Source organism: Mesorhizobium sp. M0909, from assembly GCF_040319515.1.
In the GTDB taxonomy this organism is placed as follows: domain Bacteria; phylum Pseudomonadota; class Alphaproteobacteria; order Rhizobiales; family Rhizobiaceae; genus Mesorhizobium.
This window is the reverse complement of record NZ_JAMYOA010000002.1, coordinates 101,303-120,587: the sequence shown is the minus strand read 5'-3', so window position 1 is coordinate 120,587 and position 19,285 is coordinate 101,303. Positions and strand designations below refer to the sequence as shown.

The following is a 19,285-nucleotide window of genomic DNA, read 5'->3' as shown; positions in this document are numbered from 1 at the left end:
GCCCGCCCGGGTTCGCCTGTGGAACAGATCTCCGCTCGTGAAGGATCGCGGAAATGGACATTGTAGATTTCGTTGTTGAAGGCGCCGCGGGAATCTCCCCCCTTGAGGGGGAGATGGCCGCGAAGCGGCCAGAGGGGGTCGCCGCGCGTGAAGCGCCGACGTTCTTCGTCCACGATAGGGTGTCGCGTCAGGACGGGCCGACCCCCTCTGTCGCCTGCGGCGACATCTCCCCCTCAAGGGGGGAGATAACCGGCGCTTTTGCGATCGTCGCCGAAACTGCGGCAGATATTGCATCGCGCGAGGCTTTGCTCGATCGCGCCATGGGGCCGAAGCGCCGGAAGAAGTCGTCGGAAAAGCTGCGGCGCGGCCGCCGGCCGTCGGAGGGCCTGGCCTTTGTCGCGCGCGACGCGTCGGGCACTGTTGCCGGCACCGTGCGGCTGTGGGACGTGGTGCTGGGCGAGGGCGGCAAGGCAGCGCTGCTGCTCGGTCCGCTTGCGGTCGATCCGGCGCTGAAAAATGCCGGCATCGGCTCGGCGCTGATGCGCCATGCCGTCACTGAGGCCGAGCGCCTTGGCCATGCGGCGATCCTGTTGGTCGGCGACGCGCCCTACTACGAGCGCTTCGGGTTCTCGGCCGAAAAGACCGGCTCGCTGGCCATGCCGGGGCCTTACGAGCGGCACCGCCTGCTGGCGCGGGAACTGGTTGTCGGCGCGCTCGACGGCGCGCAAGGCACGCTGAACGCGGCCGGGCGCAAGCTGAAGGCACAGCGGCTGCCGCTCGCTGCGTGACGGATCAGAAACAAGCCGCCCATTGCACGGCGGCTTGTTTTCATCCCGGACCGGAGTGGATCAGCCGATCAGCTGGCTGAGCGCCATGGCGACGCTCATGTCGCCTTCGACCTTTATCTTGCCGGACATGAAGGCCATGGTCGGGTTGAGATCGCCTGAGATCAGCGAGTCCAAATCGTCGAGCGACAGCTTTATCGTGCAATCGGCCGGCGCATCGGTGGTCGAGACATCGGCGCCGTCGATGACGATGACGCCGTCGCTGCCGGTGTCGAATTTCACGGAACGGTCGAACCCGGCGCTCGCCACGCGCGCGCTGATCTTGTCGGCAATTTCCTGAACGCCCATGGCGGTTCTCCTCGTCTCATTGCGTTTGTCGCACGTTGGCACTTCGACCCGGGACTCTTCGATCTGGCCGAAGTCGCCGTCTTGCGCATTTCGCGATCACGGTCGCCGACGCATATAGCTTCGGGTTGACGTTTACGTCAACGCGGCTCCCCGAGATGAAGATGGGCTTTATCGCCGCAGCATCACGCGGGCATGACACCTTGGCGGCCGGCATGTTGCCATGCGATGCCGCCGGGCGTATCAGGCACCACTCCCCCTTGTATATCGGCGAGCCGCCCGGTGCTTTCCAGAAAAGAACCGCCCAGAAACGAACCGCAAGTCTATGCCCGCCGGTTGCGCGCGGTGCTGATCAGATCTATCCCGCTGCTTGAGGCACGCGGCATTGCCGTGGTCATTCTGGCGGCCCTGGTCGGGATGATGGCGGGTGCGCTGGTCACCGGCATGAGCGGACTGGTGCAGGTCCTGCATCGGCTCATGTTCGGCGTTCAGCCCGGCGGTCGGCTTTCGGCGATGTTTTCGCTGCAAAGGCCGGAGCAGGCGCTGATACCGGCGATCGGCGGCATCCTGCTCGGGCTGACGGTGATCTGGCTGAGAAAGCGGAAGTTCCGCACGCCGGTCGATCCGATCGAAGCCAATGCACTTTACGGCGGCCGCATGTCGCTGACCGACACCTTCATCATCGCCGGGCAGACGATGATCTCGAGCGGCTTCGGCGCTTCGGTCGGGCTCGAGGCCGGCTATACGCAGGTGGGTTCGGGCCTGGCGTCGCGGCTGGCGCGCTTCTTCAGGCTGCGCCGCAACGATGTTCGCATCCTGGTCGGCTGCGGTGCCGCCGGCGCGATCGCCGCCGCTTTCGACGCGCCGCTGACCGGCGCCTTCTACGGGTTCGAGCTGGTCATCGGCATCTACTCGGTCGCCAATGTCGCGCCGGTGATGGCCGCCGCGATCTCAGCCTCGCTGACCGCCGAGGTGTTCGGCGGCGTGCCGTTTCCGCTGGAGCTCGCCGGCCTGCCGGCGCTCACCGTCAGCCAGTATTTGCCGTTCATGCTGCTCGGGCTTCTGGGCGGCGGCGCTTCCATCGCCATCATGCATCTGGTGAGCATGATCGAGCGCGTCTTTGCGCGGCTGTCGATCGACGCCTCGCTGCGCCCAGCTATCGGCGGCGTCATGGTCGGGCTGATGGGCCTGGTCACGCCACAGGTCCTGTCCAGCGGCCATGGCGCGCTGCACCGCGAATTCGCGATGAATTACGGGCTGGCCGTGGTGGCCAGCGTCTTCGTGCTGAAGCTGGCGGCGTCGGCGATCTCGCTCGGCTCCGGCTTCCGTGGCGGCCTGTTCTTTGCCTCGCTGTTCCTCGGCGCGCTGCTCGGCAAGATGTTTGCCGGCGCTATGGCATTCGTCTCGCCGGCGACCGGCATCGACCCGGCCGTCGCCGCCGTCGTCGGCATGACCTCGCTCGCCGTAGGCGTCGTCGGCGGCCCGTTGACGATGACCTTCCTGGCGCTGGAATCGACCCGTGACCTGACGCTGACCGGCGTGGTGCTGGCGTCCTCGCTGATGGCGGCGATCCTGGTGCGCGAAACTTTCGGCTATTCCTTCTCGACATGGCGTTTTCACCTGCGCGGCGAAACCATCCGCAGCGCGCATGATGTCGGCTGGATGCGCAGCCTGACTGTCGGCTCGATGATGCGAAAGGATGTCCGCACCATCGACGCCTCGACGACGCTTGCGGAATTCCGCAAGCAGGTGCCGCTCGGTGCCTCGCAGCGCGTCATCGCCGTCGACGCCGACCTGCATTATGTCGGCGTGCTGATCGTCGCCGAACTGCACAGCCATTTGTCGGACGACGAGAGGCCCGTGCTGTCTTTCGTCAAGTTCAAGGACGCGGTGCTGGTGCCGAGCATGAACGTGCAATCGGCGGCCGAGACTTTTCAGCGCGCCGGTGCCGAGGAGTTGGTGGTGGTCGAGGATTTCACCGATCGCAAGGTGGTCGGGCTGCTGACCGAAGGCCATCTGATGCGCCGCTATGCCGAAGAACTCGACAAGGCGCGGCGCGATCTGTCGGGCGAGGGCTAGCGCACGTAATCGGCTACGTCTTGGTCATCAATGGTAGTGAGACGGTTGTCCCGGTTATCCCCATGCAAGAGGCGGCATCAACGCAGCCTCGACAAGGTCGACCTGCCATGCTTCGGGTCTGCCGGTAATCATCGAAGGAGAGCATCAAGGTGAACGAAGACGCCGCCAGTCCAAGGCCGCTTTCGGAAATTGCCAGCTATCACGCGCACATCTACTATGACGGGCAGGCCGAGCGGCAGCATGCCGAATGGCTGCGCCTGCGCATCGGCGAGCGTTTCCGCGTGCGCCTGGGCAATTGGCGCGACGAGCCGGTCGGCCCGCATCAGCAGGCCATGTACCAGGTCTCCTTCGCCACCGGGATTTTCGCTACGCTGGTTCCATGGCTGATGCTGAACCACGGCGGCCTGAGCATCCTCATCCACCCCAACACCACCAACCCCAAGCGCGACCATCTGGTCGACCCGATCTGGATCGGGCGGCCGTTGGGGGTGAACGGCGAGGTTCTCGGCGAGGACGATGAGGCGGAGGAGGCGCTGGAGGTGAATACGTAGCCGACGGTGGGGGTGTAGCAGGGCAATCGCATAGGGCAACCAAGGTCTTCGCTCTACGAGTACCCCCACCCCTAACCCCTCCCCACAAGGGGGAGGGAAACTTCTGTTGGCGCTGACCTCGGCAAATTGCATGCCCTTCCAATGCCAAGGAGGACGTAAAGGTGCGCGGCAGCGTTCCCCCCCTTGTGGGGAAGGTTAGGGTGGGGGCCTCCTCGCAAGAATCTCATATGCGGTTGTCGGGGCGGGCGAAGAGTGCGGTAACTTTGGGCCGGTGTCTGCTTGACGAAGATCGGTGCTCTGTTTGAGAACGGGAGCTGCATGGGCAGACAAGCAAGCGGTGGGGCGACTGTGAGGCGCGTTCTTCGAATACTGGCCGCGCTGACCATGGCGTTCGGGGTGGCCGGCTGCACAAGCATTTCCTACTACGCGCAGTCGCTGGAGGGTCATGTACGGATCATGGCGGCGCGCAAGAATATTGGAAGACTGATCCGTGATCCTTCGACGCCCAGGGCATTGCGCAGCAAGCTGACGTCGGCGAGCGCCATAAGACAATTCGCGACAGATGAACTGGCTCTGCCTGATAACAGCAGCTACCGCAGCTACGTCGACATCCACCGGGACGCTGTGACCTGGGCCGTTTTTGCCGCGCCGCAATTCTCGCTCGCGCCGAAAACATGGTGCTTTCCGGTTTTTGGCTGCGTTCCGTACCGGGGTTACTTCTCCCGGAAATCCGCGACGGACAGCGCTGTCGCGCTTCAGAGACAGGGGCTGGACGTCTACGTCACAGGCATCACCGCCTATTCCACGCTGGGCTGGTCCAGCGACCCGCTGCTCAGCACCATGCTTGGTCAGGACGACACCTATCTCGCAAGCCTTGTCTTCCATGAACTGGCGCATCAGCGCCTCTATGTGGAGGGCGATTCCGCGTTCAACGAGGCTTTAGCGGTTGCCGTCGAAACCACCGGCACAAGGAAATGGCTCCGCGCCGCCGGCGATCGGGCAGGATTGCGCCGCTACGAAGTCGCTCGCAAGCGCAACGCCGATTTTCTCAAACTGGTGGCGAAAACGCGCGACGAGCTGGCCCAGATCTATGGAGGTCCCCGTACCCCGCAGCAGATGGCGGCCGCCAAGGCAGCGGCGATCGACAGGCTGCGGATGCGCTACCGGCACATGCGCGACCGGCGCTGGGCCGGATACCGGGGATACGACCGCTGGTTCGATACGCCGATCAACAACGCCAAGCTCGCCGCGACTTCCGTCTACGGCGAACAGGTTCCGGCATTTCTCCGCCTGTTCGACCTGTGTTCCGGCGACTATCCAAGGTTCTACGCGTCTGTTCGACGGATCGCGGACAAACCGTCCCGCGCCGAAGCGCTGAAGGCGGTGAAAAGCTGTGATTGAGTTGAACAGGCGCGGCGGGCTGGGTATCCACCCCAACACTACCCGCCGCGACCATCTGATCGACCCGATCTGGATAGGCCGGGCGCGGGGGTGCACACAGGGAGATTCTCGGCGAGGACGACGAGGCGGAAGAGGCGCTGGAGGTGAATACGGAGCCGACGCTGGGGGCGTAGGGGGGGCGGGGTAGCCCTTCGGTATGTGAGGTTCGGCGTCGGAAATCGCGTGTGCCTGCAGTGCAGTTCAGGCTGGCATGACCGGCCGCTTTGCGCCCAATACCAGTCACTACGACAGCGCCGTTCCTTCGCCAAAAGCGGCCATCACGAAATTCACAGGCCAAGCAACTTTACTCCCAAAGCAGAGGTCATCATCAGTGAAAGAAGTTTCGTTGACGATTGCTACTTCAGCGTAGCTAGAAGGTGCTCGGCAGCCTTAACATCCGCAGTGTCCTGGCCCTCAACGAAATGCTCCACGACTGGTTGCAAGAGCTCGCGAGCGCTATCCGCCTCCCTTCGCCCGGCCATCAGCGTCGCCATGTCGGTTGCGGTTCGCAACTCCCATGCCCGTGCGCGCTGACTTCGGCTCAACTCCAGTGCCTGCATGAGGTAGGCGGCAGCTTCATCACGGTTGCGCTCCGACTGGAGAATGAGGCTTCCCTTCATCCGGAGCAACTCCGGGAGGTACAATTGATCGCCGTTCTGTTCGACTTGACCAAGCGACTCGTCGATCAACGCAATGGCTTCATCAACCTGACCGGTCGCGGACAGTCCCCTAACTAGCGAGAGATTGAGCGGCGTCGTGAGCAATTCATAAGGCGCCGCGTGGAGCTTCTGAAGAGATGTCTGCAGGCCCTCGACGCCGCTTTTTGCATCGCCGTGACGGATCGCGACTTCGCTTTTGAAGCCCCGACCGACCAGCAGGTAAGGAGTCATGGAATGGGATTCCGCGCGAGCGATGAGCATATCTATGTACGCCTCGGCGCTCTTCAGGTCGCCGGTCCAAAGGAAGACCGATATCGCCCAGATCAACGCGATCGCCAACGTTAGAGAATGATCCATGGCGGCAGCCTCTTCGACGGCCTGTCGGGCGTGTGCCATGGCTTGATCCGGATGGCCTTGTAGCCAAAGGTTCCTCGCCAGGATGGCCCTGGCCAGGATTTTGCCTTCGAAGCCCAGATAGATCGTCGTGGTCCGCTGGGAGCGCGGCCCACGGTCGAGCGCCGCCTCCAGCTCTGCGCGGGCCTGCGCGAGGTCGCCTCGCAGGTGGAGCGAGATGCCCAGGATCGAGTGTGCCAGCGCGCTGGCGACCGAGTCGTCCAAGGTCGCGGCTGTGGCTGAACAACGCCTTGCAAACTCAAGGGCGGTTGCGAAATTGCCCGTCCGCAGATGGAACATGTTGAGCGGCCCCAACAGACGCACCCGGTCCAGCGGATTGCCGCGCTCCTCGGCGATCGCCAGGCTCCTCTCCAGAGCTACGCGCGCCCTGTCGCGTCCTCCCCGCATGAACATGAAGGACACGCCGAGGGCTGCCTGAAGATGCATCTCGTCAAGTCCGCCGCGGGCGGCATCGTCGAAAGCGAATATTGCTCTTTCAGACCAGCGATGACACTCCGGTAACAAGGACATTGCCAGGAAAACCGGCGCGACAGCGGTGGCGAGTCCGACGCCGATGTCGGCGTTTCCGCTGTCGCCGAAGCACCATTCCAAGGCAGCCCGGACATTGTTGATGGCGGCGAAGTGAGGCGCCCGCTCCTCACCGGTCGCCAGGCTTGGCCACTCGATCCCGGTCTGCTCCAGCCATCTCCGATAGTAGGCGGCGTGGCGCACTGCCAGATCGGCAGCCTCGGCGTCATCGATCGGGATGTCGAGAACGTAGGCGCGCGTCGTATCGAGGAGCCTGTAGCGCATCATTGCTCCGACCGGACGCGTCGCCACGATCGATTTGGCGACAAGACTGTCCATGGCGCCAAGGACGGTCGATCGGTCGAGGGTCGCGCTCGTCACCACCTCCAGTGCGGCATCGAGCGTGAAATGACCGACGAATACAGCGAGCCTGCGAAGCACCACGCGCTCAAGGTCGGTCAGGAGCCCCAAGCTCCAGTCTAGTGTCGCCTGCAGGGTTTGCTGACGCGGCGGCGCGGTCCGCGAACCGAGCCACAGCAGTGTCAGGCGTTGATCGAGAAGCGCGGCGGTCTGTTGCAGCCCATAGGATTCGACGCGCCTGGCCGCCAGTTCGATCGAGAGCGCCACGCCGTCGAGCTTTCGACAGATGCTTGCGATGAGCAGGGCTTCCGCATCGCTGACGTCCAAACGAGCGCCGCCTGCCACCGCTCGTTCGACGAACAGTTGGGTGGCCGGGAAGGTCTGGACAATGGCCGCCGTTAGTCCAGGTTCGTCGGGCGGATAGGCAAGCGCATCCAATCGATAGATATGCTCGCCCTCAACCCGAAGCACCTCGCGGCTCGTTGCCAGAATGTGGACCTGTGACGTCGCATCGACGATGCTTGCTGCCAAAGGCGCCACCGCATCCAAGAGATGCTCACAGGTATCGAGGATCAAGAGAATCCGCTTGTTGCGCAAGTAAGCGATTAGGTTGGGCGTGGCATCTTCTGTTTGAACGGACAGCCCAAGCATCGAGGCGACGGCTGTCGTCACCAGACCGGGATCACCGATCATTCCCAGATCGACGAACAGAACTGCCCCATAAAATGCGTCGATCAGATGATGCCCGACTGCGATCGCGACGGTGGTTTTACCGACACCGCCGGCGCCAACGATGGTGACGAACCGCGAAGCATTCAGCTGCGCCGACAGCTTGAGAACGTCCTCATCCCGCCCGACCATTCTGCTCAAGCGGTTTGGAAGATTCGCATGCGGAAACCCAGCGGCGATGAATGGGGCTTCGTCGTGTGTGCTTGATCGCGAGACCGGTGCAACGAAGCAATAGCCGCGCCCCGGAAGCGTCGCGATGTAACGCGCGCCATCCTTTCCATCGCCCAGCGCCTTGCGCAGCCCGGTCATGTGGAACCGCAGGCTGCCTTCCTCGACAACCACATCGGGCCAGACCCGCGACATCAGATCCTTCTTGCTGACGACTTCATTCGGCGCGGAAGTCAGGACGATGAGAATTTCAAGGGCGCGCGAGCCCAACTCTACGGGAGCGCCCTCTCTTGTCAGGAGCCTTTCACCCGCAGCCAAGCAGAAAGGGCCAAACGACAATCTGTCTTTGGCCTGACTTGCCCTTCTCGTCATGGCGTCTCTTCTTTTGGGAGCCGCCTGCACCCAGCGCCTCAGTTTAAGTCAAGGAACGCTCCCGCACCATAGGGAGTCTCCACTGTCTGGCCCCTCCTACCTGCTCAAAAAAGCGGCTGGCGGGCAGCGACTAACAAGAGCTCACGACGCATAACGGGCTAATCCCATCTCCCGGGGGTACGTCAAGCAGTGCAGATCGCATCCATCAACCCCAGGAGAGTCCCATGGACACGACCAGAACCTCCGAAACAATCGACCAGGATCGCCGGCGACTCTTGGGCACTGCCGCGGTCGGCATCGCCGCCGCAGGCGCCGCGAGCCTGCTCCCGTCACACAAGGCCGCCGCATCAACCAGCGATGACATCCGTCCCTTCACCGTTAGCTTCCCGCAGGAGGAGCTCACCGAGCTTCGCCGGCGCATCGTCGCTACGCGCTGGCCCGAGGGCGAGCTCGTATCCGACGAGGCCTCCCGGCGGATCTGGTCGACCCCTGCGACGGTAGGGCCAACGCAGGGCGTGCAACTCGCCACGATGCAGAAGCTCATGCAGTATTGGGGAACGGAATATGATTGGAGCAAATGCGAGGCGCGGTTGAAGGCGCTGCCGAATTTCGTCACCGAGATCGACGGCCTCGACATCCACTTCATCCACGTGAAATCCAAACATCGGGGCGCACTGCCTGTCATCATCACGCATGGCTGGCCCGGTTCGGTCATCGAACTCCTGAAGATCATCGATCCGTTCACCAATCCCACTGCGCACGGCGGTACCGCGGCCGACGCGTTCGACGTGGTGATCCCGTCGATGCCGGGCTACGGCTTTTCCGACAAGCCCACCGAAACCGGTTGGGATCCGGGGCGCATCGCGCGGGCGTGGATCGTGCTGATGAAACGCCTCGGCTACGACCGCTACGTCGCGCAGGGCGGCGATTGGGGAGCACTCATCACGGAACAGATGGCCCTGATCGCACCTCCCGAGCTGGTCGCCATCCACACGAATATGCCGGGGACCATTCCGCCGGAGATCGTGAAGGCGCTAGCCTCCGGCGGTCCGCCCCCCGCCGATCTTGGCCCCGACGAGAAGCGTGCCTACGAGCAGGTAGCGTTCTTCTACAAAAACGGCCTGGGCTACGCCAACGAGATGGCTCTTCGTCCGCAAACTCTCTACGGGATCGTCGATTCACCGGCCGGCCTGGCGGCGTGGATCCTCGACCACGATGCGGACAGTTATGCGCTGATCGCCCGTTCCTTCGATGGAGAGCCGGAGGGCCTTACCCGCGACGACATCCTCGACAACATCACGTTCTACTGGCTGACGAACACGGCGATCTCGTCGGCGCGTCTCTATTGGGAACATACGCAAACGGCGAAGGCTGGCTTCTTCGACGCCAAGGGCATCACAATTCCCGTCGGTGCGACTGCGAACCCCAGCGAAATCTACACCGCACCGAAGAGTTGGACCGAACGCGCGTTCCCGAAGCTTCTGCACTATGGCCGCACGGACAAGGGCTGCCATTTCGCCGCCTGGGAGCAGCCGAAGAGTTTCACCGATGAGGTGCGCGCAACATTCAAGACGTTGCAGACATGACGTGTTGGCGGGGGATGGCGCGCCGGACGCGCGTCATCTTCCGCCCAGCGATAGCTGCGTAGCGAACCTCCGAAGGGAGCGACTGCAATGAACCCCCTCATCAAGACGCTCGCCGCACTCGCGGCTTGCACTGTGCTCGCCACGGGCGCGTTTGCCCAGAGCACAGTCGTTCCCATCGACAACGAGCCCGCACCCAAGCTGATCGTGGAGCCGCCGCTTCCGGGTCCGCTGGCCGGCGGCGTCGTGTTCATCCCGTACCGGGTGGAGAACTTGCGCATCCTGCCTGTGGGCGGGGCGGCCGCGCGCAACGTGTCTCCGCGGGTCGGGCATCTGCACGTCACCGTCGACGACCTGCCTTGGGCGTGGGCGGACTACGGTCAAAGCAACACCATCATCTTGGTGGGAATGCCAAGCGGCCAGCACATAGTGCTGATCGAGGTGGTGGATCCAGAAGGCAAAGTCTTCACCAAACAAACGGTGACGTTCCACACTCCGGACAAGACGGTGCAGCCATGAGGCTCGACCAACTGGCGGCCGTGCTGGCATTCGGGCTTTGCGTCCTTTCCGCGCCCGCCTCCGCCAACCCAGTTGAGGATCGCTCGATCCGGCCCTTCAAAGTCTATGTGCCGCAAGCGCCGCTCGATGATCTTCGCAGTCGCATTGCGCAGACACGGTGGCCCGACCGGGAGACGGTCGATGACCAGTCGCAGGGCATACAGCTCGCGAAGATCAGGACGCTCGTCGAGTATTGGGGCACGGCCTACGACTGGCGGACAGCGGAAGCGAAGCTGAATTCCCTGCCCCAGTTCATGACCACGATCGACGGCGTGGAAATCCACTTCATTCACGTTCGCTCGAAACATCCCAATGCCCTGCCGCTGATCATGACGCATGGCTGGCCCGGCTCGGTGCTCGAACTGCTCAAGACCGTCGGCCCGCTCACCGATCCCACGGCGCATGGCGGTAGCCCGGAAGACGCGTTCGACCTCGTACTGCCGTCGTTGCCGGGTTTCGGCTTCTCCGGCAAACCCACAGATACTGGCTGGGGTACTGACCGCATTGCACGAGCCTGGGCAGAGCTGATGAAGCGCCTTGGCTACACAGATTACGTCGCCCAGGGCGGCGACTGGGGCTCTCCCGTTTCGAATGCAATGGGACGTCTGGCCCCGGCAGGCCTGCTCGGCATTCATGTCAACCTGCCGGCTGTCGTACCGCCAGAGATTGCCGCGGTGCTCGCCGCCGGCGGACCGGCGCCGTCGGGGCTCACGGACAAGGAGCGCGCGGCGTTCGATGCGCTCAGCATGGCCGCCAAGATGGGGAACAGATCCTACGCCACGATGATGGGCACCCGGCCCCAGACGATCGGTTACGCCATCAATGACTCCCCCGCAGGGCTCGCCGCTTGGATGCTCGGACATCCGGGCTTTTCGGGCTGGACCTACGACAAAAGCGACCCTGAAAAGTCGCCTGACGAAGTGCTGGACGATATCACGCTGTACTGGCTGACGAACACCGCCACCTCGTCCGGGCGAATTTACTGGGAGTACGGCGGCGGGCGCAGTCCCGTTTTTGCCGGCGCTGAAAAGACCAGCGAAGTCTCGCTGCCGGTGGCCATCACGGTCTTTCCGGGCGAAGGCTATCGGGCCCCCGAGACCTGGGCCCGGCGCGCCTACCCCAACCTGATCTACTTCCATGAGGTCGACAAAGGCGGCCACTTCGCCGCGTGGGAGCAGCCGGAGCTCTTTTCTGCCGAGTTGCGCGCCGCGTTCAGGCCGCTGCGGCAAACCAAACAACCACCTCACTCGAAAGGAACGACAAATGTCTCAAACCATGAAAACGCCCCATGACGAAAAGCGCGAAACTGCGACCGGGACCCTCAAAAAGCAGGCGCTCGACATGAAGCTCGAGGTCGTGGTCATCCCCGTCTCGGACGTCGATCGCGCCAAGAGCTTTTATAGCGGCCTGGGCTGGCGGCTCGACGGCGATTTCGTCGTCGGCGATACGTTCCGGGGTGTGCAGTTCACACCTCCGGGCTCGCCTGCCTCGATCCACTTCGGCACGGGGATCACGACGGCGGCGCCCGGCTCGGCAAGCGGACTTTATCTTGTCGTGTCGGACATCGAGGCGGCGCGCGTCGAGCTCATTGGCCACGGCGCCGAGGTCAGCGAGGCGTTTCACCGCACAGGTCCCGGCAGGCCGGCGGTCAAGGGGCGCGATCCCGAGCGGCGCAGCTACTCCTCGTTCGCTACGTTCAAGGACCCGGACGGCAACGAATGGCTGCTGCAGGAAATCACCACCCGCTTTCCCGGCCGGATCGACTCCAATGTCACGACCTACGCTTCCGGAGCGGATCTTGCTGCCGCGCTGCGACGCGCGTCGGAGGCCCACGGCGAGCACGAGAAGCGCAACGGCGGCCAGCGCGATGAGAACTGGCCGGACTGGTACGCGGAATACATGGTGGCTGAGCAGGCCGGCAAAGAGCTTCCGCTTTGAAGGATTCAGCGCGCAGCGCGCCGCCGAATCGTCTGCGCGGCGATATCGATCGAAACTGAAAAGGCGTCGTCGATGAAAGCAACCAAGCTGCTCGTCGCCGTGGCGCTCGCACTGGCAATCGGGGCTCCGATTGCCAGTTTTCTGGGAGACACGAATGTGGCTCAGCCGATAGCCTCCGCACCGATGAGGGTTCCGTTTCTTCACGGACTTTTCTCCCTCCAGTTTGAGGGTCAATCCGAGCTTGCTTCGCTTGGCGTGGCGAACGAGTGGATAAATTCGCCGCCGCTGACGGCGTCGGCTTTGCATGGCAAGGTCGTCCTCATCGATTTCTGGACCTACACCTGCATCAACTGGCTGCGCACGCTTCCCTACGTTCAGACCTGGGACGAGAAATACCGGAAGCATGGTTTGGTGGTGATCGGAATCCACGCGCCGGAGTTCGCGTTCGAAAAAGACCTGAACAACGTGCACCGGGCGGTGAAAGACCTGGGGATCGATTACCCGATCGCCGTCGACAATGACCATCTCATATGGCGGGCTTTCAGCAACCAGTACTGGCCGGCACTCTATTTCGTCGATTCGCGAGGACGCGTCCGGTATCACCACTTTGGCGAGGGCTCATACCAACAGTCGGAAATGGTCATCCAGGAATTGCTGACTGAGGCTGGCGCCGGCGGATTCGACCGTGAGCCTGTGTCGGTGGATGCCCGCGGCATCGAAGCCGCGGCCGATTGGGAGACCCTCAAGTCTCTGGAAAATTATCTCGGCTACGAACGCACCCAGAATTTTGCCTCCGGCGATGAAGCGGTCTTGGACGCGCCGCACATCTACGACGTGCCGGCGCGACTACCCCTGAATGAGTGGGGGCTGTCTGGCAGTTGGACGGTAAGGAAAGAAACCGCCGTACTGAACAAGTCCGATGGCCGCATCGCGTACCGTTTTCACGCGCGCGACCTTCATCTGGTCATGGGTCCGGCAGCGCCGGGAACGTCTGTGAGATTTCGCGTGCTGATCGACGGACAGCCGCCAGGCACGGCTCACGGCATCGACGTCAATGAAAAGGGCGAAGGCGCAGTGACAGAGCAGCGCCTGTACCAACTGATCCGACAATCGAAACCCATCATCGATCGGCAGTTCGAGATCGAGTTTCTCGACTCAGGCGTGGAGGTCTTTGCATTCACGTTCGGCTGATCGCCCGCGCAAGGATAGAGGTTCCCAAATGCATTCACTCAATATCCCGGATGAGATCGACCAAGATCGCCGTCGGTTCTTTGGCGCCGCCGCGATGGCTGTCGCCGCCACTCAGTTCGGCCTGATCGGCCCGGCACAAGCGCAACAGACGACTGGCGAGCCTGCGACGTCCTTTGGGCCCTTGAAGCGGATCGAGGCCGGCGTGCTGAGCGTCGGCTATGCGGAACTTGGACCGACCGACGGCCCGCCCGTTATCCTGCTACATGGCTGGCCGTATGACATCCACACCTATGCCGATGTCGCTCCCCTGCTTGCCGCAAAGGGGTACCGCGTGATTGTGCCCTACCTGCGCGGATACGGCACGACCCGATTCCTGTCGGATGACACGATGCGCAACGGTCAGCAGTCTGCGATTGCCGCGGACATTGTCGCCCTGATGGACGCGCTGGGCATCGAAAAGGCGACGATTGGCGGCTGCGACTGGGGCGCCCGCACCGCGAACATCATTGCCGCACTATGGCCTGAACGCTGCAAGGCGATGGTCTCGGTGAGCGGGTACCTCATCGGCAACCAGCAAGCCGGCAAGCTGCCGCTGCCACCCAAGGCTGAGCTGCAATGGTGGTATCAATATTACTTCGCCACCGATCGCGGCCGCGCCGGCTACGAGAAATACACACGGGATTTCGCCAAGCTGATCTGGCAACTCGCGTCGCCGCAGTGGAATTTCGACGATGCCACATTCGAGCGCAGCGCCGCAGCCTTCGACAATCCCGATCACGTGGCCATTGTGATCCACAATTATCGCTGGCGGCTCGGACTCGCCGCCGGCGAGCAGCAATACGACGCGTTCGAGGAGCGACTCGCGCAGGCACCGGTCATCGGCGTGCCGACGATCACCCTCGAAGGTGACGCCAATGGCGCGCCGCATCCGGACGCCAGCGTGTACGCCACGATGTTCCCGGCCAGATACGCGCATCGGGTCGTCACCGGCGGCATCGGGCACAACCTGCCCCAGGAAGCGCCGCAGGCCTTTGCCGATGCAGTTGTCGAAGCCGACGCCTGATGGAGTTCGCGGCAACCGCCCAAGCGGCGGTTACCGCTACCAGCAAAAGAATGCCAATGAGCCACATCGCAAGGGTTGTCTATACGGCCAGGACCGCAACCACGGGCAGCCGCGAAAATGGCGCCTCGCGCAGTTCCGACGGCCTTCTGGACATCTGGCTATCGACGCCTGGATCGGCGCGCATCGGCACCAATCCGGAGCAGTTGCTCGCGGCCGGCTGGTCGGCCAGCTTCGCAAGCGCAATCGCATCTGCGGCCCACGAACGAAAAATCGCGCTGCCTGCAGGGATGAGCATCGAGGCCGAGGTGAATCTGAACTACGGAGAAAACGGCCACTTTCTTAGCGTCCAACTGGATATTGCCGTGCCGAGTCTGGAGCGCGATATGGTACAAATTCTGGTGGATGAAGCGCACGAGATTTGTCCTTACTCCAAAGCGACACGGGGCAATATCGATGTCATAATGAGGATCGTCTGATTTGACCTACATCGCTCTTCGGCGTTGAAGCTTTTGGCACCTCGCTCCCAGTCTGTTCGGGGTCAGATCATGATCATGCCCACTCGACGTGAATGTCCGCTTTCGATATCCGCGGGCTCGAAGCTGCCGGTCCGTTGTCGGCCCCATCAACGACGTTTGAGACCTTGATGCTAGGCAATGCCGACGACCTCACCTACCCCCCAGCCAACCGCGGCAACAAAAAAATCTCCGCCCCTTCCGGCAGTTCCTTCGACCAGGTGTCGCGATAGATCGTCCCGTCGATGGCCACCGCGATGCCGCGATCGATGTATGGCTCGAGGCCGGGATACTGTTCAGCCAGTTTCCTGAACAGCTCCCGAATATCCTTGGCCTCGATTTCGACCTTGCTCTTGCCTCCCGCGATCGCGCCGAGCGACCCCCAGAGCGTTACTTCGACCATCAGCCTCCCCGTTCAGCCTCGAGCGCCGCCAGGATGCGCGGCGGCGACATCGGGATATGCGTCATCCGCACGCCCGCGGCGTTCGACACCGCATTGGCGATCGCCGCCAGCGGCGGCACGATCGAGGTCTCGCCGACGCCGCGCACCCCGTAAGGATGGTTAGGATTGGGGATCTCGAGGATCTGCGTGTCGATCATCGGCAGGTCCGAGCAGACCGGGATGCGGTAATCCAGGAAGCCGGGGTTCTGCAGCCGCCCGTCCTTGCCGTAGATATACTCCTCGTTGAGCGCCCAGCCGATGCCTTGCGCGGCACCGCCCTGGTACTGCCCCTCCACATAGGTCGGATGCACCGCCTTGCCGGCGTCCTGAACGACGGTGTAGCGCAGCACCCTGGTCGAGCCTGTCTCGGGATCCACCTCGATATCGCAGATATGGGTGGCGAAGGAGACGCCGGCGCCGTCGGCGACGAGCTCGCTATGGCCTGCGATGGGTCCGCCCGTCTTTCCGGAAGCGGCCGCGATCTCCTTCATCGACAGCGGCGAAAGGTTGCCGTGCGTCGCGCCCTTGGCAATCGCATGACCCTCTTCCCAGACCACGTCGTCGACGGGTATGTCCCACATCTGCGCGGCGCGTTCTCGCAGGATCTTGATGGCGTTGCGAGCGGCGGAGATCGTCGCCATCGAAGACGAGAAGGTGCCGCGGCTGCCGTCCGTCATATCGTTGTAGCCGAGGCTGGAGGTATCGGCGACCACCGTCTTGATCTGCTCATAGGGGATACCAAGCTCCTCCGCCGCCACCAGCGACAGCGACGCGCGGGAACCACCCACATCGACCGTGCCGACGGCAAGCGAGACCGAGCCATCCATGCCGATGTTGAGGTCGGTGCAGGTCTGGCCACCGAAGTTGAACCAGAAGCCGCAGGCCATGCCGCGGCCCTGGTTCTTTCCGAGCGGAGCCTTCATGTGCGGATGGTTCTTCGCCGCCTCCAACGTCGGCCCGATGCCGATCGGCCCATATACCGGGCCGTAGGACGATCTGGTGCCTTCCTGCGCCGCGTTCCTGATCCGAAACTCGACCGGGTCCATGCCGATCTCCTTGGCCAGCTCGTCGACCGCGCTTTCCACCGCAAACGCTGCCATCGGCGCCGACGGCGCGCGATAGGCCGCGGTCTTGGGCCGGTTGACCAGCACTTCGTAGCCGACCGTCTTGACGTTCTCGAGCTTGTAGCAGGCAAAGGCGGTCATGGCGCCGATCTCGGCCCACATGCCGGCATAGGGGCCGCAGGAATAGCGCAGCGTCGCCTCGGCCGCCGTGATCGTGCCGTCCTTGCGGGCGCCGATCCGAACATCGATCGAGGTGGCGCTGGTCGGGCCGGAGGCGCGGAACACTTCGTCGCGCGTCATGACCAGCTTGACCGGCCGCCCGGCCTTGCGCGACAGCGCCAGCGCCACCGGCTCGGCCCAGACATGGGTCTTGCCGCCGAAACCGCCGCCGATCTCCGACGAGGTGACGCGCAGCTTCGAGGCTTCCATGCCAAGCAGCTGGGCACAGTGCTGGCGGTAGACAAAATGGCCTTGCGTACAGACCCAGAGGTCGGCGGTACCGTCGGAGCTGACATTGGCCACGCAGGCATGCGGCTCGATATAACCCTGGTGCGTCTGCTCGGTCTTGAAGGAGCGTTCGACGACGAAATCGGCCTGGCCGAAGCCTTCATGGATGTCGCCATGGCCGTACTGGGTGCGCTTGGTGACGTTTGAAGGTTTGACGGGCTTTTCCTCGAGGCCCTCGGTGAAGATGGCGTCGTTGATCAGGGGTGCGGAGTGCTTCATCGCCTCGTCGACGTCGGTGACATGCGGCAGCACCTCGTAGTCGACCTCGATCAGCTTCAGTGCCTGCCTCGCCGTGCGGGCATCGACCGCAGCGACCGCGGCCACGGCATGGCCGTCATAGAGCGCTTTCTTGCGCGCCATGCAGTTGTCGAGGATGTCGTACATGGCGGCATCGCCGTCGGTCAGGTCGGGCAGGTCGGCCGCGGTGATCACCGCCTTGACGCCGGCGAGCTTCTCCGCCTTCGACGTGTCGATCTTCCTGATCGTGGCATGAGCATGAGGGCTTCTGAGAACGCGCCCGACCAGTTGCCCGGCCATGTTGAAGTCGGCGCCATAGCGTGCGCGGCCCGTCACCTTGTCGACACCATCGGGACGAATGGGACGCGTGCCGACAGAGGTGAAATTGCGTCCGGAGTAACGCGGATCGAAATTCATCGTCATGCTCCCTTCATCACGCTTGTTTCATTACGATGGCGGCGTCCTGAACGGCACGCACGATCTTGTCATAGCCGGTGCAGCGGCAGAGGTTCCCGGCGAGGCCGAAGCGGATCTCCTCCTCGGTCGGATCGGGGTTCTTGGCCAAAAGGTCCTTGGCCGCCATGAGGAAGCCCGGCGTGCAGACGCCGCATTGCAGTGCGGCATGCTCCAGGAATTTCTGCTGCAGCGGATGCAGCCTGTCGCCATGCGCCATGCCCTCGATGGTCTCGAGGTGGCGGCCCTCGGCCTCAGCGCCGAGCACCAGACACGAGCACACCAGCCGATCGTCGAGGATAATGCTGCAGGCCCCGCAGTCGCCGGTGCCGCAGCCTTCCTTGGCGCCCGTCAGTCCCAGGCGATCGCGCAGGACATCAAGCAGCGTCTCGTCCGGCTGGCAAAGGTACTCGACATTGTCGCCGTTGATTGTGGTTGAGACTGCTACACCGGCCATCACTTGCCTCCTGCACGTGCATAGGCGGTCGTGGCGGCCCGCTTGGCCAGCACACCCGCAACTTTCCGTCTGAATTCGATAGTGCCTCGCTTGTCGTCAATCGGACGGCAGGCGCCCGAGCAGACCTTGGCGAGCCTCTCCAGCGTGGCTTCGTCCAGCTTGGAGCCGATGAGAACCTCGGCGGCCTCCTCGACCAGAACCACCGTCGGCGCCACGGCGCCCAGCGCCAGGCGGGCGGATTTGACGCGACCTTGCTCATCGAGCGTCAGGTTCACGCCGGCGCTTACCACCGCGATGTCCATCTCGGTGCGCGGAATGAAACGCAGATAGGCATCGCCCGAACGCGGCAGACGTTTGTCGAGCAGGATTGCCTCGATGATCTCGCCCTTTGCCAGCGACGTCTTGCCCGGCCCAGTCGGCACCGCTTCCACGGCAATCGTGCGCCTGGTTCCCGGGCCGACGACCACCGCCTTGGCGCCAGCGGCCACCAGCGCCGGCACGCTGTCGGCGGCCGGCGAGGCGTTGCAGAGATTGCCGACAATGGTGCAGCGTCCCTGCACCTGCTTCGAGCCGATCAGCTTGGCCGCTTCGACGACGCCGGGCCATGCCTTCTGCAGGGCCGTGTTCTCGCCCAGCACGGCGCAGGGGACCGCCGCGCCGATGCTAAAGCCCTCGGCTGTTTCCCTGATCTCGCCAAGCCCGTCGATTGCCTTGATGTCGACGATCAGGTCGGGTTCGATAAAGCCGCCCTTCATTCTTACCAAGAGGTCGCTGCCTCCGGCGAGGATGGCGGCCGTGCCGGCCGAACTGGCCAACAGGCCGGCGGCGTCTTCAATTGAAAGCGGACGTATGTAACGCATCGTCTCCCCTT

General features: G+C 63.4%; 17 protein-coding genes. 11 read left to right on the top strand and 6 right to left on the bottom strand.

What is annotated here, in order from left to right; translation table 11 throughout:
• Positions 1 to 224 precede the first annotated feature (224 nt).
• The gene (locus NKH83_RS03145; RefSeq protein ID WP_352478428.1) at positions 225 to 788 is read left to right on the top strand and encodes a GNAT family N-acetyltransferase; all 564 of its coding nucleotides are present in this window, start codon (positions 225 to 227) and stop codon (positions 786 to 788) included.
• 60 nt (positions 789 to 848) lie between these two features.
• Here the strand turns inward: NKH83_RS03145 and NKH83_RS03140 are convergent, their stop codons facing one another.
• Positions 849 to 1,133, bottom strand: a complete 285-nt coding sequence (locus tag NKH83_RS03140) for an SCP2 sterol-binding domain-containing protein (protein WP_352478267.1) — start codon at positions 1,131 to 1,133, stop codon at positions 849 to 851.
• A gap of 342 nt (positions 1,134 to 1,475) precedes the next feature.
• Here NKH83_RS03140 and NKH83_RS03135 point away from each other — a divergent pair, with 342 nt between their 5' ends.
• From NKH83_RS03135 to NKH83_RS03125, 3 genes are all read left to right on the top strand, one after another.
• On the top strand, positions 1,476 to 3,209 hold the full coding sequence (locus NKH83_RS03135; RefSeq protein ID WP_502895536.1) for a chloride channel protein: 1,734 nt from the start codon (positions 1,476 to 1,478) through the stop codon (positions 3,207 to 3,209).
• A 149-nt stretch (positions 3,210 to 3,358) separates the two neighbouring features.
• Complete coding sequence (locus NKH83_RS03130; protein ID WP_352478271.1) at positions 3,359 to 3,760, top strand: DOPA 4,5-dioxygenase family protein; 402 nt, start codon at positions 3,359 to 3,361, stop codon at positions 3,758 to 3,760.
• A 384-nt stretch (positions 3,761 to 4,144) separates the two neighbouring features.
• Positions 4,145 to 5,161 carry an aminopeptidase gene (locus NKH83_RS03125; RefSeq protein ID WP_502895535.1) on the top strand — a complete coding sequence of 339 codons (1,017 nt, stop codon included), beginning with the start codon at positions 4,145 to 4,147 and terminating at the stop codon, positions 5,159 to 5,161.
• A gap of 395 nt (positions 5,162 to 5,556) precedes the next feature.
• Here the strand turns inward: NKH83_RS03125 and NKH83_RS03120 are convergent, their stop codons facing one another.
• Positions 5,557 to 8,409: an ATP-binding protein gene (locus tag NKH83_RS03120; RefSeq protein WP_352478272.1), complete on the bottom strand. Its 2,853-nt coding sequence runs from the start codon at positions 8,407 to 8,409 to the stop codon at positions 5,557 to 5,559.
• Positions 8,410 to 8,633: 224 nt separating this feature from the next.
• Here NKH83_RS03120 and NKH83_RS03115 point away from each other — a divergent pair, with 224 nt between their 5' ends.
• From NKH83_RS03115 to NKH83_RS03085, 7 genes are all read left to right on the top strand, one after another.
• Complete coding sequence (locus NKH83_RS03115; RefSeq protein ID WP_352478274.1) at positions 8,634 to 9,995, top strand: epoxide hydrolase family protein; 1,362 nt, start codon at positions 8,634 to 8,636, stop codon at positions 9,993 to 9,995.
• Positions 9,996 to 10,082: 87 nt separating this feature from the next.
• Positions 10,083 to 10,511 carry a DUF6130 family protein gene (locus NKH83_RS03110; protein WP_352478276.1) on the top strand — a complete coding sequence of 143 codons (429 nt, stop codon included), beginning with the start codon at positions 10,083 to 10,085 and terminating at the stop codon, positions 10,509 to 10,511.
• Positions 10,508 to 11,842 (top strand): epoxide hydrolase family protein, encoded by a 1,335-nt coding sequence (locus NKH83_RS03105; RefSeq protein WP_352802074.1) that lies wholly within the window; start codon positions 10,508 to 10,510, stop codon positions 11,840 to 11,842. Before NKH83_RS03110 ends, NKH83_RS03105 begins: the two co-directional genes overlap by 4 nt.
• Before the next feature lie 49 nt (positions 11,843 to 11,891).
• Positions 11,892 to 12,488, top strand: a complete 597-nt coding sequence (locus tag NKH83_RS03100) for a VOC family protein (protein WP_352478279.1) — start codon at positions 11,892 to 11,894, stop codon at positions 12,486 to 12,488.
• Between the two features lie 72 nt (positions 12,489 to 12,560).
• On the top strand, positions 12,561 to 13,679 hold the full coding sequence (locus NKH83_RS03095) for a redoxin domain-containing protein (protein ID WP_352802072.1): 1,119 nt from the start codon (positions 12,561 to 12,563) through the stop codon (positions 13,677 to 13,679).
• A 43-nt stretch (positions 13,680 to 13,722) separates the two neighbouring features.
• Positions 13,723 to 14,742: an alpha/beta fold hydrolase gene (locus NKH83_RS03090; protein WP_352802265.1), complete on the top strand. Its 1,020-nt coding sequence runs from the start codon at positions 13,723 to 13,725 to the stop codon at positions 14,740 to 14,742.
• Between the two features lie 56 nt (positions 14,743 to 14,798).
• On the top strand, positions 14,799 to 15,218 hold the full coding sequence (locus NKH83_RS03085) for an Ohr family peroxiredoxin (RefSeq protein WP_352478285.1): 420 nt from the start codon (positions 14,799 to 14,801) through the stop codon (positions 15,216 to 15,218).
• Positions 15,219 to 15,411: 193 nt separating this feature from the next.
• On the opposite strand, the gene NKH83_RS03080 is transcribed toward NKH83_RS03085, so the two are convergent.
• Genes NKH83_RS03080 through NKH83_RS03065 form a run of 4 tightly spaced genes read right to left on the bottom strand, consistent with a single transcriptional unit; the run spans position 15,412 to position 19,274 of the window.
• A complete protein-coding gene (locus NKH83_RS03080) occupies positions 15,412 to 15,657 on the bottom strand; it encodes a MoaD/ThiS family protein (RefSeq protein ID WP_023675441.1) in 246 nt (81 codons plus the stop codon).
• Positions 15,657 to 17,921: a xanthine dehydrogenase family protein molybdopterin-binding subunit gene (locus NKH83_RS03075; RefSeq protein WP_352802263.1), complete on the bottom strand. Its 2,265-nt coding sequence runs from the start codon at positions 17,919 to 17,921 to the stop codon at positions 15,657 to 15,659. The genes NKH83_RS03080 and NKH83_RS03075 overlap by 1 nt, the downstream gene beginning before the upstream one ends.
• 16 nt (positions 17,922 to 17,937) lie before the next feature.
• Positions 17,938 to 18,414 (bottom strand): (2Fe-2S)-binding protein, encoded by a 477-nt coding sequence (locus tag NKH83_RS03070; protein WP_352802070.1) that lies wholly within the window; start codon positions 18,412 to 18,414, stop codon positions 17,938 to 17,940.
• A complete protein-coding gene (locus NKH83_RS03065; protein ID WP_352689977.1) occupies positions 18,414 to 19,274 on the bottom strand; it encodes an FAD binding domain-containing protein in 861 nt (286 codons plus the stop codon). The genes NKH83_RS03070 and NKH83_RS03065 overlap by 1 nt, the downstream gene beginning before the upstream one ends.
• Positions 19,275 to 19,285: the final 11 nt, after the last annotated feature.